Raw genomic sequence first — 14342 nt, forward strand, 5'->3', positions numbered from 1 at the left:
ATAAGGAGAATGTGCATATGGACTATAAAGATGCTTCGCTTCCCATTCATGAACGGGTTCAGGATCTAATCGGACGAATGACAACGGCAGAGAAGATCGGACAACTCATTCAGCCGATGGGCTGGATGACGTATGATAAAGCAGCTGATGGTACAGTACGGGTGACGGAAGAGTTCAAAGCGGACATGGAACAGGGCGGTGTCGGTTCTCTGTACGGTGTGCTTCGGGCCGATCCATGGACTGAAGTGACGCTGGAAACGGGGCTTACCCCACGGCAGGGAGCCGTTGCCACGAATGTCATTCAGCAATATGCCATGGAGCATTCTCGGCTGGGCATTCCCATTTTGTTCGGAGAAGAGTGCTCCCACGGGCACATGGCGATTGGAGCGACAGTATTTCCCGTACCGTTAACGGTGGGCAGCACGTGGAATATGGAGTTATACCGCAGGATGTGTGAAGCCATCGCTGTGGAAACCCGGAGCCAGGGGGGAGCGGCAACGTATTCCCCGGTGCTTGATGTCGTACGTGACCCAAGATGGGGACGGACAGAAGAATGTTTTGCCGAAGATCCTTACTTAATTGGTGAATTTGCAGTAGAAGCCGTGAAGGGACTACAGGGTGAACGCCTCGATTCCAACCAGACGATTGTCGCTACACTTAAGCATTTTGCGGCTTATGGCAGCTCGGAGGGTGGGCGTAATGCAGCTCCAGTGCATATGGGCTTACGTGAATTACATGAAATAGATCTGTTGCCGTTCAAAAAGGCAGTGGAAGCCGGGGCTTGCTCCGTGATGACCGCTTATAACGAGATTGATGGCGTACCTTGCACGTCCAGTACGTATCTGCTGAATGACCTTCTGCGCGAGCAGTGGGGTTTTGATGGGTTTGTGATTACTGATTTTGGCGCCATTCAGATGCTGGTCCATGGGCATAACACCGCCGAGAACGGGGAGCAGGCCGTGGCACAGTCACTTCAGGCAGGTGTGGACATGGAGATGTCCGGGTACATGTATCGCAAACATCTCGGTCAGGCGTTAGAGCAGGGACTGATCGAAGAGAAGGATCTGGACTTGGCTGTGTGGCGGGTGCTGGAGATGAAATTCAGACTTGGTCTGTTTGAACAACCTTTCGTAGATCCTGACTTTGCAGAACAGGTCATCGGATGTGAGGACCATATTCAGGTGGCGAGGGAAGTCGCACAGGAGGGGATTGTTTTACTGAAAAATGAAGGAAATACTCTTCCGCTTGCCAAAACAGGTCCAAAGCTAGCTGTCATTGGTCCGAACGCAAACCATATCTATAACCAGCTTGGGGACTATACCTCGCCACAACCGAGAGAGCAGATCGTCACCGTACTGGATGGCATTACGCGCAAGCTTGGCGCGGATTCGGGTCAGGTGCTGTACGCGCCTGGCTGCCGGATTAAAGGCGACTCCAGAGAGGGCTTTGCGCAAGCGCTGGCTTGTGCGGAACAGGCAGGTGCCATCGTGATGGTGATGGGCGGGTCCAGCGCCCGCGATTTTGGTGAAGGTACGATCGACTTGCGGACAGGTGCGTCTGTGGTGACCGATGATCCATGGAACGATATGGAGTGCGGTGAGGGCATTGACCGGGCGTCTTTGAATCTCATGGGTGTTCAATTGGAGCTGGTTCAGGAGGTACATAAGCTGGGGAAACCCGTTATTGTGGTGTATATTAACGGCCGCCCCATTGCTGAACCTTGGATTGATGAGCATGTCCATGCCATTGTGGAAGCGTGGTACCCCGGACAGGAAGGTGGTAACGCGATTGCGGATATTCTGTTTGGCGACGTGAATCCATCTGGTCGTCTTACCGTCTCCATTCCCAAGCATGTTGGGCAACTTCCGGTCTACTATCATGCCAAACGCACTCGTGGCAAACGGTATCTGGAGATGGATCTGGCGCCGCAGTACCCGTTTGGATATGGACTGAGCTACACCGAATTCAAATACGAGAATGTAAGAGTAATGCCAGAAATCATCGGCCCGGACGATGAAGCTCAGGTGATGGTTGAAGTCACGAATACCGGAGCGGTTGCGGGAAGCGAGGTTGTGCAGTTGTACATCACCGATGTGTCGGCTTCGGTTACGCGGGCTGAAATGTCACTTAAGGGTTTTCGTAAAATTCATCTGAAGCCAGGACAGACCCAGACCGTTACATTCCCTGTGCAAAAAGAACACCTCGCACTGATCGACTCTCGTCTCCAGTCCGTCGTAGAACCGGGTGAATTCAGGCTCATGGTTGGTCGGAATTCTATGGATTGGACCGCCTGCAGTCTGCACATTCAGAAGGTGGGGGTGGAGGTATGATTCGAATTCAGCGATTCATCGAAGATCTGAAACAGCGGCAATGGCTGGATACGATCGAGCTTCCGGCGTGGGAGATGCAGAGGGCCAGATACATTCGGCCAGGGGAATACGAGTACGAGCAGGGATTTGAAAATGAAGATGAGCAGGCAGAAAAGGCCATGCAAAGCTTGAATCCGCTGAACAGCGTACATGGAACGACGTATTTTCTGAGCAAAAGTGTGGAGATTCCTGCGGAATGGCAAGATCAGGCTGTTGGGCTGATCTTCGAGGCTGGAGGAGAAGGGCTGCTGAAGGTGAATGGTATGCCTTATCACGGGCTGGATCGAAATCACGGATTCGTACCTCTTCCGAGAAGTCGGGTTGGCAATACGCCGCAGTTGGAGATTGAACTCTACGATCCAATTCCAGAGCCACATGATCCACTCAACAGACAAGCTGTTATTCAGCCGCCTATTCAGGGCATTCGGGCAGCATTGGTTCATGTTAATCAGCCACTGCAGAGCCTGATGTACAGCGTTACGGTACTCGCCGAGTCGCTCCGGGCATATAACGAGAAGGAGCCCAAGCGGATGGCACTTGTTCAGGCCATTCATCAGGTGATGGATGACATGTACAATGACCCGAATCGCTGGAGTGATGCAGCCTGGATACAGAACTTCGAACATGGATTAGTACAGTCGGTACAGCAGGAAGATCCGGAGGAGTATCGAAGTGGCTTCATGCATCTGGTTGGACAATCCCACATTGATATTGCCTGGCTGTGGCCTGTACGTGAGACGGTTCGCAAGTCCAGTCGCACGTTCTCGACCATGTGTACGTTGATGGACACATACCCGGATTTTGTGTATTCCCAGAGCCAGCCGCAGTTGTATGCCTTCGTGAAGGATCATTACCCGGAGCTGTACGAGCGAGTTAAAGCGCGCATTGCCGAAGGACGCTGGGAATTGGTTGGAGGCATGTGGGTGGAGCCGGATCTGAATATTCCGAGTGGAGAATCGTTGGTTCGGCAGATTCTGTATGGACAGAACTTCTACCAGGCGGAATTTGGCAAGCGCTCCAACATCGAGTGGCTACCGGATACCTTTGGTTACTGTGCTTCTTTGCCGCAGATGCTGAAGCTCGCGAATATCCCTTATTTTATGACCACCAAGCTGAATTGGAATGATACCAATGCGTTTCCGTATGACCTCTTCGACTGGGTAGGCATTGACGGAACTTCCGTGCTGGCGTATCTGAATCATGGCGTGAATGAACATACGCGTCCCAAAGATGTGGATGAACATTGGCAATCATTTAAACAAAAGGATGTGCACCCTGAGCAAATGTTGCTTTACGGACATGGCGATGGTGGTGGCGGCGTGACAAATGAAATGGTGGAGTTTGCGGAGCGATCCCATTTGATGGTTGGACAGCCAATCAGCAAATTCAGCACAGCTGGCGCTTTTTTTGAAGACATATCATTAAATAATCCGACGTTGCCAAAGTGGCACGGGGACTTGTATCTGGAACTGCACCGCGGAACCTATACGACCCATGCAAGGAACAAACGTAGCAACCGTAAGGCAGAGGTATTGTACCGGGAAGCGGAGATCTGGGGGCAATTTGCCGGAGCTTGCGCCGCACACACGAAGAATGATCTGGATGAAGGCTGGAAGTTGATTATGCTAAACCAATTCCATGACATTATTCCGGGAACGTCGATTCCAGAAGTTTACGTAACGTCCACCGAGGAGTACATGAAAGTATTTGCATTAGGTACATCCGCACTGCGGGAAACGCTGGATACCCTTGCGGAGAACATTGCAACAGATGAAGTCGATGGTCTCCCCTATATTATATTCAACAGCCTCGGCTGGAAACGCGGAGAAAATATCACCATTACAGGGGATGCTCACCTCGCCAGGATGGCTGCATTTGATCGTCAAGGAAACCGTCTGGCCTGTGATCTTGAACAAAAGGAAGACAAGTATACGTTGCTCGTGCATGTTCCGTCGATTCCTGCTTTTGGGTATACAACCATATGGCTGCGCGAAGCATCGGATGTTATCCTTCCAGTAAGGGAAGAAGAACAATTCCCTTCCATATGGGAAACCGAATTTTACACCCTTGAGTTCAATGACGTGGGAGAGATCACCCGATGGTATGACAAAACGGTAGGACGCGACTGGCTGAAGCCCGGTGATCGGGCGAATGAGTGGCAGTTTTTCCACGACAAACCGACGTACTGGGATGCATGGGATATCGATCCACGATTTGAATCCCAGCGAGCAGGTGCCGTGCAGTTGATCTCCAGAGAGATTGTACAGCGCGGGGCTACGCGAGATGTACTGCGTTTTGTCTGGAAGCTGAATCAATCGGAGATCAGCCAGGATATCATTTTACATCGCCACCAGCGGCGTGTTGATTTCCATACGAAAGTGAACTGGAAGGAGAGCCATAAGCTGCTCAAGGTGGCCTTTCCGGTGGATCTGTTGGCAGCCAAAGCAGCCTATGAGATTCCATTTGGAGCGTTGGAGCGTCCAACTCATAACAACACCAGTTGGGAACAGGCGCAGTTCGAGGTCTGTGGACATCGTTGGGCGGATATCTCGGAGGGCAATAGCGGTGTGAGTTTGCTGAATGATTGCAAGTACGGATACGACATCAAGGATCGGACGATCCGCCTGTCCCTGCTTCGTGCCCCGAAATGGCCGGATGAACATGCCGATCAGGGCGATCATGAATTCACGTACTCGATCCTGCCCCACCAGGGCGATTGGCGACAAGCCGCCGTGGTTCGCCGGGCGATGGAGCTTAATTATCCGGTGGAGGTTGTTGCATCGAGTCAGTCTTCCGGTCACTTGCCAGCTGAACATGCTTGGGTTCAGTTCCACAGTGAGCATGTCATTCTGGATGCCATTAAGGCTGCGGAAGACGGCTCTGGAACGGTGCTGCGTTTCTACGAATCCTCAGGAGGTCGGGAAACGGTGCAGCTTCAGTGGGCTGAAAAGGAAATCAAAGCGTCCATCATTAATCTGCTGGAGGATGAGATCCATCCGTTGGCTTGTCCGAACGGCACATTCGAACTGACATTCAAACCGTATGAGATTAAGTCGGTGAAACTTGTTGATATCAGTAATGAGTCGAACCTTACATTTACATGAGAACGTAGAGTTCCTCACTCAATCACAGGAGGTATGACATGAAATTAACAAATAAGATCGGTGTCATCGTGGATAGCTTTGGCGTAGGTGTACGGGAAGGGTTGAACAAGGCCAAAGACGTGGGTGCAGAAGGTGTACAGATCTATGCCGTCAAGGGAGAGATGGACCCTGAAAATTTGTCACCTGCGGCGCGTAAGGAGTTGAAGAGTTACATCGATTCGTTGGGTCTCGACATTTCAGCATTGGTTGGTGATTTGGGTGGACATGGGTTCCAGGTCAAGGAAGATAATCCGTGGAAAGTAGAGAAGTCGAAGCGGATCGTGGATCTGGCCCTCGATCTGGGCACCAACATCGTCACAACACATATCGGCATTGTTCCACATGATCCTTCATCGGAAGTCTACGCTACGCTGCATGCTGCTTGTGAGGAATTGGGCCAATACGCCAAAAGTGTTGGCGCATACTTTGCCATTGAGACAGGACCGGAAACGGCTGCTGACTTAAAAGGATTCCTGGATACGCTGTCGACCAACGGAGTATCGGTGAATTTTGACCCGGCGAATATGGTGATGGTGACCGGAGATGATCCGGCGCGGGGCGTTCATCTGCTTAAGGATTACATCGTACATACCCATGTGAAGGATGGTGTGCGGCTGAAGGAAGTTGACCCACGAGACGTATACGGAGCGGTCGGTTATGCCCCTATGGATCACGATAAGATTGCCGAGATGGTCTCATCCGGAACGTTCTTCCGTGAGGTGCCGCTGGGCGAGGGTGGCGTTGATTTTGACGGATACTTTGCAGCGCTTCAGGAGATTGGTTACACCGGTTATCTGACGATTGAACGTGAGGTTGGGCATCAGCCGGAGCAGGACATTCGCAAGGCGGTTCAATTTATCCAACAATATCGATAGGGAGCTGAGCAGATGAAAGTGGGCCTGAGCACGTATAGTTTGTTGAACGATTTGAATTCGGGTGAGATGACGGTGCTGGATGTGATCGACTGGATTGCGGCGAACGGCGGCGAGCATATGGAGATGGTACCTTACGGTTATACCGTGGAGGATAATCACGATCTGGCGGATGCGATTCGGGAACGGGCAGCGTCTGCGGGTATTGAACTGTCCAACTACTCGATGCCAGCGAACTTCGTGCAGGAGACGGAAGAGGCGTTTGAAGAAGAGATGGCTCGGGTCAAAAGGCATGTGGATGTCGTACACCGGATGGGTGTAAAACATCTGCGTCATGACGTCACGGCGTTTACCCTGCCGAAGGAGAAGATGACCATTGCCTGGTTCGAGGAACATCTGCCTCTGATGGTGCGGGGAAGCCAGATCATTGCGGACTATGCTGCGCAGTTTGGCATCACCACAACCATTGAGAATCACGGCTTCAGCGTGCAGGCGAGTGACCGGGTGCAGCGTGTTCTGCATGCTGTAGATCGTCCGAACTTCAAAACAACACTCGATATTGGCAATTTCATGTGTGTGGATGAGAACCCGATCATTGGTGTCATGAAAAATCTGCCGTACGCTTCTCTGGTCCACTTTAAAGATTTTTACTTCCGTCCTTATGATGAGCATCCGGGTGAGGGTGAATGGTTTACGACAGCCTACGGTAACTTCCTGCGAGGAGCGATCGTTGGGCAAGGGGACATTCCAATCCGCAAAATTGTAAAGCTGATCAAAGACTCCGGCTATGATGGCAACATTACGGTGGAGTTCGAAGGCATGGAGGAATGTAAATCCGCATCCAAGATTGCCATGGATAACCTGCGTCGCTTCTGGGAAGAAGCGTAATAATATCATGGAGATACTATCAAGGGCCACGTTCAGAAGTGGCTCTTTTTGTCATGCAGCAACAGTCGAATAAGCCTAACAGAATATGGTTCTGTGCAAGGATTAAGCTATAAGTAGCACAAGTATGGTATAATAGATACATTCAGCCTGATAATAACTGGCTATGGATAGGAGAGGTCGCTGATCTATGCAGGTATTCGAGGACTGGAATCAGAAGGTAAAGAAGACGTTTAATGCTACGAACCCAGAGGTAGTATTGACGGTATCGGAAGCTGGAAGTTTGCTCGGTTTGACCAAAGACCAGATGAAACTGTACGTGGACAAGAACAAACTAACGAAGGTCCCGATCATGAGAAGTGTTCACCGATACCTCTTATTGAAAAGTGAAATAGATAGCATCGTTCAAACGCGATAACTTCATAGGATTGAACACAACCATTTTACCGATAGGATTCGGGAGAGTGGTCTTTTTTTTATCGGAAAGGGGACAGAATGTGCTGAATAAAGTGTCCAATTGGTTCTATCAACGAGTAAATTGGAAATGGCTTGTAGCTGCGGTTGTTGTATTTGCCTGTTTTATTGCATTCATTTTGCCCTGGCAGGCGGCGAAGTCGGAGGAGGCCACAGGTGGTGGGCAGTCCCCGGATTCATCGTTTCTGTACACGGCGGATGATCTATATCAGATGGCTGAGCAATATGGGGAAGCAGGGCGGAGCGCCTATATTCAGGCAAGGTTCACATTTGATCTGATCTGGCCGCTGGCCTATCTGTTCCTCTTGGTTGTTCTGTTATCAGTACTATATCGCGTACTTCCGGTAAAGAGTCGCTGGTGCTGGATAAATCTGATTCCGGTCTTAGGTTGGGCTATGGATATGCTTGAAAATATAGGTGCGTCCCTGATCATGTCTCGTTATCCCGAACGTACGCCTGTGCTTGCTGAACTCACTCCGATATTTACCTTATTGAAATGGTGTCTGATCTATGCCAGTTTTGCGGCACTGGTTCCGGGTGTTCTGATCACGGTTCTCTACTATATACGCAAGCGCAAGAAGTAGTGGAGAGAGGGATGGATTAAGAATATGTTGGTAACCCTAATCGTGTAAAGGTCCGCAGAGATGAGTGCAGAAATATACGCTTGTCAAAGGACAACCTGTTCATATATACTCATGTCGCAAGTGGCGTGAATCGTATAATTACAAGAGCCCAAGGAGATGAAGAACGCATGTCGATCAGCTTGAATGTGTATCTGGTAACAGACGGTAATGGGCGCGAAGCGGTAGATTTTTATCAAAAGGCATTTGGGGCCGAAGTGCTCGCGCTTCAAACATTTGGCGATGGTCCATCTGACCCGAATCACCCCATCCCGCCAGAAGCGAAAGACCGTATTATGCATGCTTCTCTGCAGATTGGCAGCTCGGTATTAATGTTGTCCGACACGTTTCCAGGTATGCCGTACACTGTAGGTAATCATGTTACGGTTACAGTGAATACGGATACAGCGGATGAAGCCAAAGCAATTTTTAACCAACTGCAAGATGGCGGCGAAGTGAAAATGCCGATACAAGAGACGTTCTGGAGTCCAGCCTACGGCTCGGTTGTTGACAAGTTCGGCGTACAGTTTCAGATCAGTGCTACACCGGGACAAGCTTAAGAGCGTACTCTTCGCTAATATAACCCTCAAAAGGGAAAAAACCTCCGCGGTCTGCTTTGAGCAGCTGTAGAGGTTTTTTGCTTTTTTTGTAATGAATCGTGATTAGTCTTCCTTCTGAATCTTGGAAGGGTTGTTGATTTTATAGGGAACCGGGTTACGTGTGAGCTTCTTCTTGATAATTTTCGCCTCAAACGTGATAACGTCTCCCACTTCCAGTTCCTGTTTCTTAACGGTGGCACTGTGGCTCGACCAGGCTTCCCCAACATCGATGACGTCTGGCTCCGTGATGGTAACTGCTTCATAGATGATGACTTCATCGTCATTGTCCGAGAAGTGATTCGGTACGGTGGTGAACTCTTTGACAACGGCACTCATCTTCACTTTACCTTCTGGCAGATCAATCTTGACGGTCTTGTTTTTGCTCGCTGTTTTGGCTTTGGGTTTGGCTTCACCGGCTACCCCGGTTTGAGGTCCAACATACTCTTCCACCAGCCCATCCGGATCACCCTTCAGCCCCGAGGAGAATTCATCTGTGTCCGTGTCGTCGGAATCATCCAGATCCGCCGGAATTTCATCTGGGTTAGCCAGAGCATCGGGAGTTAGCGTAACATCAGCAGGGGTATCTGGTGCGACTGTATCCGAAGTTGAGGGTTCTGTGCTTCGATCTGATCCTGCTGTTCCTATGCTTCGTGCGTTGTAACTGGACGCTTGCATTTCCTTCAGATAAGAAGGGTGAATGCAATGCTTTTGTCCATTATCCAGTTGAATAACAGCTGCCATGTGATCGACATATCCAATGATGGTGCACGGCATGTTCAGACCATTTCCTTTATAATAGAACGTTTTGAGTTTGGTCGCTTTACCGGAAAGCAGGCCCCACTCCTGACATTTCTCAATTAGCTCATCTTCGTTATCCAGCGCAATAAAATCCTGCGGTTCAATCATAAACGCGTATGTCATATGGAATTTCCGCCCTTCCAATCCATTCTTCATGTTCATCGTTTCCAAATTACAACCAGTGTATCACAAATGAGCATTTTGCATAAATCCAATCACTGAAATCTGTACCCGGAGACGAAGATTATCAAGGCCTACCCGCAGAAGCCTATGCTATAATTTGATCAGAATATAAGTTGGGAAGATATAGCCCTGATATACATATTTCATGAAGGGAAGATCTGCATGAAGAAAAAGGTAAATCATCAAGCCGTATGGCTTGCTATAGGAACGGCCATGGGAGTCGGCATTGGTACGGCTACGCAGCAGCTTGGACTCGGGATTGCTTTTGGCGTGGCGCTTGGCATTGTGATTGATTCGATGGTTAGCAAACGTGTGGGATCAGACTCGGAACATATGCTCAGCGAGCATGTTCGTGAATTGCACAAATCGGGTGACTGGGAAGAGGCACTTCAGCGTTCGCAGGATCACCCGGTGCTCATCCTGAAGCACAGCACGACTTGTCCGAAGAGTGCGAGAGCGTACAGAGAGTTTATGGGGTTTGTAGGCACCAATGCATCAGATCCCAAACAACCCATGGACTACCGCATTGTCAAAGTGATTGAAAATCGCTCCTTGTCCCGCCATATTGCGGAAGAGACAGAGGTTCATCATGAGTCACCACAGGTACTTCTTCTCGATCAGGGAAAAGTCGTCAATCATACCTCTCATGGCAAAATTACAAAAAAAAGATTATTGCAGTGGGCAGAGAATCCGTTTGGATAAAGGCTATTGAATTTCGTTTCACTTTAAAAATAACAAAAAAAATCATATCCTTGCATGCGAATTTCGATTAAAATATAACTTGCCTTCATATTTCTGAATCGGAGTGATCCATATGGAACAATATAAGTTCAAGTCGGAACATAGTCAGATGATTGTTGATGCTATTGTTGAAGGATACCATGACTATATTGAGCACCGTAAAGATCGGAAAGCGAACATGAAGATTAGTTCAGCCTTTGCTTGGACAAAGGGTAATTTTATCGAGAGCAAAATCGCAGATTATTGCGTTGAACGCGGTGAACAAGGATTCACTCACAAAAAATCAAAAGCAGGTTTAACGTGGGATTATCTTCAGTTCACACACGAAGATTCAAAAGTTCTGTTCCTGATTAAGAATGCTGCCTATTTTAACGAAAATAGCTTTTCCAGAGCCAAGATACCTATGGGTGATGATAACAAGGGTGCGTTCCGTACGTATCTACATGATCTCTCCAAGATTAATAAAGACTTAAAATTCTCCTTAAGCCAACCATTCCATAGTGGACAAGGTAAGGTCGAGAGAGTGGAGCAACTGTCTTTTCCCCTCTCAGAGAGTCAGGTCAGTCGTGTGAAAGAAGAACTTGAACATTTTGCATCTACGTATAATGAATTTCATATACTCACTTATGCTATTGATGATGCATACCAAATTTCGAAGGTTCAGCATTATCTGCCCAATCCGCATGATAATATCGCTTATTTTATAGAAGATTTGTCGGATCTGATCTCAGGTGCTGAGTTAAATGAAAGTGACCGTGAGGTACTTGCACCAGATATGGAAGATATCGTTGATCCGGCGGCTTATGATATTGAAATTTTGGAAGAGGAACAGCGGGGTTAATTCCCTGGTTCTTCGCAGTCCAGTAAGGAGGGAGCAGCATGTTCGTTGGTGAAAATTTGACCAATTTACGGATCATGCATGGATATTCAAGAAAGCAGCTCTCCGAACAATTAGGTGTGACAGAACAAGCAGTCTGGCAATATGAAAATGCGTATACCTCTCCCAAAGTGCCAATCGTGAACGAGATGAAACGCATTTTCAGTGTGAAAAGTAAGTATTTTTATGCGAAAGATATGTTAGCGCAGCAAATGAATACTGCCAATATTGATGTCATGAACATCGCCTATCGTTCAAAGGTGTTGAATGTAATCTCAAAGACACAGACAGAAGCAAAACACGTAGAATATTTGGATACGTTCATTAATTATATTACCGCCCAGATTAGCCTCCCCACGCTGAACATTATCAAGTTGCGGGAAGAGGCCATTGAATATATGAATCATTCAGATGATGATCGTGCTACTCAGATCCGTTATGTTGCCCATCTTGCGAGACAACGGCTGAATCTGGAGCCATCCACGAATGAGAACCTGATGTTCCGGATCGAAAAAAGCGGTGTGTACGTCTTTGAGAAAGCAATTGGTGAAGAAATTGATGCGTACAGTCTTTGGACGCGGAATGATCGTCCGTTTATCATCCTGGGCAACATCAAACGTTCTGCGGTTCGTAGGAATTTCGATATTGCACATGAGCTTGGTCATTTGTTGCTTCATTATCGTCTGGAATTTGTCAATCTGGACCGAAAAGAACACAAATTGATTGAAAATGAAGCTAATCTGTTTGCGGGTGCATTTTTATTGCCCGAAGAAGAGTTTTCATCGGACATGAATGATATCACTTATAAGACGAATCCCGATCAATATCTTGATTTGAAAAATAAATGGAAGACTTCCCTACAAGTGCTGGGATACAGAGCAGCACATCTAGGAATGATGGAAGCTAAGGATCATCGTAATTTCTATGCGGCGATGCACCGAAGAGGATATCTGGAAAAGGAGCCTTTCGACAGGGAGATTCCACTTCAAAAGCCGATGCGAATTAAAACCATTATTGACCTGCTTTCCAATAAAGGTCTTGTGGATATCCGTTATATGATTGAGGAAGATTGGAAAGTGGAGGCTTCCTTCTTTCATCATATGACAGGAATAAACACGGATTTTTTTAATAAATACATGACGAACAAGCCACAAACTAGTATTCAAAATGTTAGGAAAATGCCTACACGCAGTTCTTGAAATGGACTATATGTGATGAACCAGATAGAGTGGCGCACTTGTTTTCAATAGATCATATGTAGTTGTTAATTTTTTGAGCAAATTGGAATAAACACATTTTATAATGAATTCAACAATTAAAGTACAAAGCACCGTCCCCTTTAGCTACAAAGGAAACGGTGCTTTTATATTATGACGTGTATTTTGGCAACCAGTCGCCGTGAGCCTCAATCAACTCATCACACATCGCTACGATATCATCGATAGACAGCTCCGCAGCCGTGTGTGGATCAAGCATAGCGGCGTGATAGATATGTTCTTTTTTGCCGGTAATTGCCGCTTCAATCGTCAGCAGCTGCGTGTTGATGTTGGTCCGGTTCAATGCCGCGAGTTGTGGGGGCAGGTCACCAATGAACGTAGGGCTGATCCCTGATCCATCCACCAGACAAGGTACCTCGACACATGCCTCGCGCGGCAGGTTCGTAATCAATCCGTTGTTCATGACGTTGCCGCCAATTTTGTAAGGTTGGTTCGTCTCCATAGCCTCCATAATATGCGATGCGTATTCCCGGCTACGGGTATGTTCAATATTTTCGCTGGCAAACAGCTTGGTACGCATCTCTTTCCAGCCTTCAATCTGGTTCACACACCGGCGTGGATACTCATCCAGTGGAATGTTGAAGCGTTCGATTAGTTCCGGGTAGTTCCGCTTGATGAAGTAAGGGTGGTACTCGGCATTGTGTTCGGAGGATTCCGTTACATAATAGCCAAAACGCTGCATCAGCTCAAAACGAACCATGTCGTCATGCTGTTCCTTCTGTTTTTCCTTCGCCAGGCGTTTAATCTCGGGGTACAGATCCTGCCCATCTTTTGTAACTTCGAGCAGCCACGCCATGTGGTTGATGCCTGCAATTTTGGCCACGACACCTGTCTGATCGATCCCCAGTGCATCGAACATATGCGGCACACATACCTGCACACTATGACACAATCCTACCGTTTTGATCCCACCATGCACGTTCATGACGTTGGTAAGCACGGCCATCGGGTTGGTGTAGTTCAGGAACCATGCATCCGGACATACTTCCTGCATATCCCGGGCAAAATCCAGCATGACCGGAATCGTACGCAAGTTACGGAAAATTCCGCCGATGCCGAGTGTATCTGCAATCGTTTGACGTAGTCCGTATTTCTTCGGAATCTCGAAGTCCGTAATGGTACATGGATCATATCCACCGACTTGAATGGCGTTGATGACATATTTGGCTCCGCGCAGCGCTTCTTTGCGGTCATGATATACGTTAATGACACAACGACTTCCAATCGAACGGGCCAGACTGGTCAGCAATCGCTCTGAGTCGCTCAAACGTTCAGCATCGATATCAAACAATGCCAACTCAAAATCCTGCAGTGCTTCGGTCATCATGACATCACCCAATACATTTTTAACAAAGACGGTGCTTCCTGCACCGAGAAACGTAATTTTGTTCATCTTAAGTTCAGCCTCCTGAAAAATGTTGTACCCCAACTATAGGCCGATCCGGCGCATATAACTATGGCTCAACTCCTCTCAAACATGGCATAATCCCATTTTTGTTTTCGC

At 48.1% G+C, this 14342-nt stretch carries 12 protein-coding genes; 10 read left to right on the forward strand and 2 right to left on the reverse strand.

Annotated elements, in window-relative coordinates; all coding sequences use genetic code 11:
- Positions 1–17: 17 nt before the first annotated feature.
- The 7 genes from MHI06_RS01135 to MHI06_RS01165 all read left to right on the forward strand — a co-directional run bounded on the left by MHI06_RS01135 (position 18) and on the right by MHI06_RS01165 (position 8923).
- Positions 18–2330 (forward strand): glycoside hydrolase family 3 N-terminal domain-containing protein, encoded by a 2313-nt coding sequence (locus MHI06_RS01135; RefSeq protein WP_340400140.1) that lies wholly within the window; start codon positions 18–20, stop codon positions 2328–2330.
- Positions 2327–5473 carry an alpha-mannosidase gene (locus MHI06_RS01140; protein ID WP_340400141.1) on the forward strand — a complete coding sequence of 1049 codons (3147 nt, stop codon included), beginning with the start codon at positions 2327–2329 and terminating at the stop codon, positions 5471–5473. Before MHI06_RS01135 ends, MHI06_RS01140 begins: the two co-directional genes overlap by 4 nt.
- A 38-nt stretch (positions 5474–5511) precedes the next feature.
- Positions 5512–6387: a sugar phosphate isomerase/epimerase family protein gene (locus MHI06_RS01145; protein ID WP_036674684.1), complete on the forward strand. Its 876-nt coding sequence runs from the start codon at positions 5512–5514 to the stop codon at positions 6385–6387.
- Positions 6388–6399: 12 nt separating this feature from the next.
- On the forward strand, positions 6400–7272 hold the full coding sequence (locus MHI06_RS01150) for a sugar phosphate isomerase/epimerase (RefSeq protein ID WP_340400142.1): 873 nt from the start codon (positions 6400–6402) through the stop codon (positions 7270–7272).
- Between the two features lie 187 nt (positions 7273–7459).
- Positions 7460–7687 carry a DNA-binding protein gene (locus MHI06_RS01155; protein ID WP_169482155.1) on the forward strand — a complete coding sequence of 76 codons (228 nt, stop codon included), beginning with the start codon at positions 7460–7462 and terminating at the stop codon, positions 7685–7687.
- A 79-nt stretch (positions 7688–7766) separates the two neighbouring features.
- Positions 7767–8327, forward strand: coding sequence for a hypothetical protein (locus MHI06_RS01160; RefSeq protein WP_340400143.1), 561 nt, complete (start codon positions 7767–7769; stop codon positions 8325–8327).
- A gap of 167 nt (positions 8328–8494) precedes the next feature.
- Entirely contained in the window at positions 8495–8923 is a 429-nt protein-coding gene (locus MHI06_RS01165) for a VOC family protein (protein ID WP_047841503.1), read from the forward strand.
- Positions 8924–9025: 102 nt separating this feature from the next.
- Here the strand turns inward: MHI06_RS01165 and MHI06_RS01170 are convergent, their stop codons facing one another.
- Positions 9026–9883 (reverse strand): hypothetical protein, encoded by an 858-nt coding sequence (locus MHI06_RS01170; RefSeq protein WP_340400144.1) that lies wholly within the window; start codon positions 9881–9883, stop codon positions 9026–9028.
- A 222-nt stretch (positions 9884–10105) separates the two neighbouring features.
- On the opposite strand from MHI06_RS01170, the gene ytxJ reads away from it, so the two are divergent.
- From ytxJ to MHI06_RS01185, 3 genes are all read left to right on the forward strand, one after another.
- The gene (ytxJ, locus tag MHI06_RS01175) at positions 10106–10645 is read left to right on the forward strand and encodes a bacillithiol system redox-active protein YtxJ (protein ID WP_340400145.1); all 540 of its coding nucleotides are present in this window, start codon (positions 10106–10108) and stop codon (positions 10643–10645) included.
- Between the two features lie 112 nt (positions 10646–10757).
- Complete coding sequence (locus MHI06_RS01180; RefSeq protein ID WP_340400146.1) at positions 10758–11525, forward strand: hypothetical protein; 768 nt, start codon at positions 10758–10760, stop codon at positions 11523–11525.
- Between the two features lie 38 nt (positions 11526–11563).
- Positions 11564–12760, forward strand: a complete 1197-nt coding sequence (locus MHI06_RS01185) for an XRE family transcriptional regulator (RefSeq protein ID WP_340400147.1) — start codon at positions 11564–11566, stop codon at positions 12758–12760.
- A gap of 169 nt (positions 12761–12929) precedes the next feature.
- On the opposite strand, the gene MHI06_RS01190 is transcribed toward MHI06_RS01185, so the two are convergent.
- Complete coding sequence (locus MHI06_RS01190) at positions 12930–14231, reverse strand: alpha-glucosidase/alpha-galactosidase (RefSeq protein WP_169482159.1); 1302 nt, start codon at positions 14229–14231, stop codon at positions 12930–12932.
- Positions 14232–14342: the final 111 nt, after the last annotated feature.

Source organism: Paenibacillus sp. FSL H8-0079 (genome assembly GCF_037991315.1).
Classification (GTDB): Bacteria; Bacillota; Bacilli; order Paenibacillales; family Paenibacillaceae; genus Paenibacillus.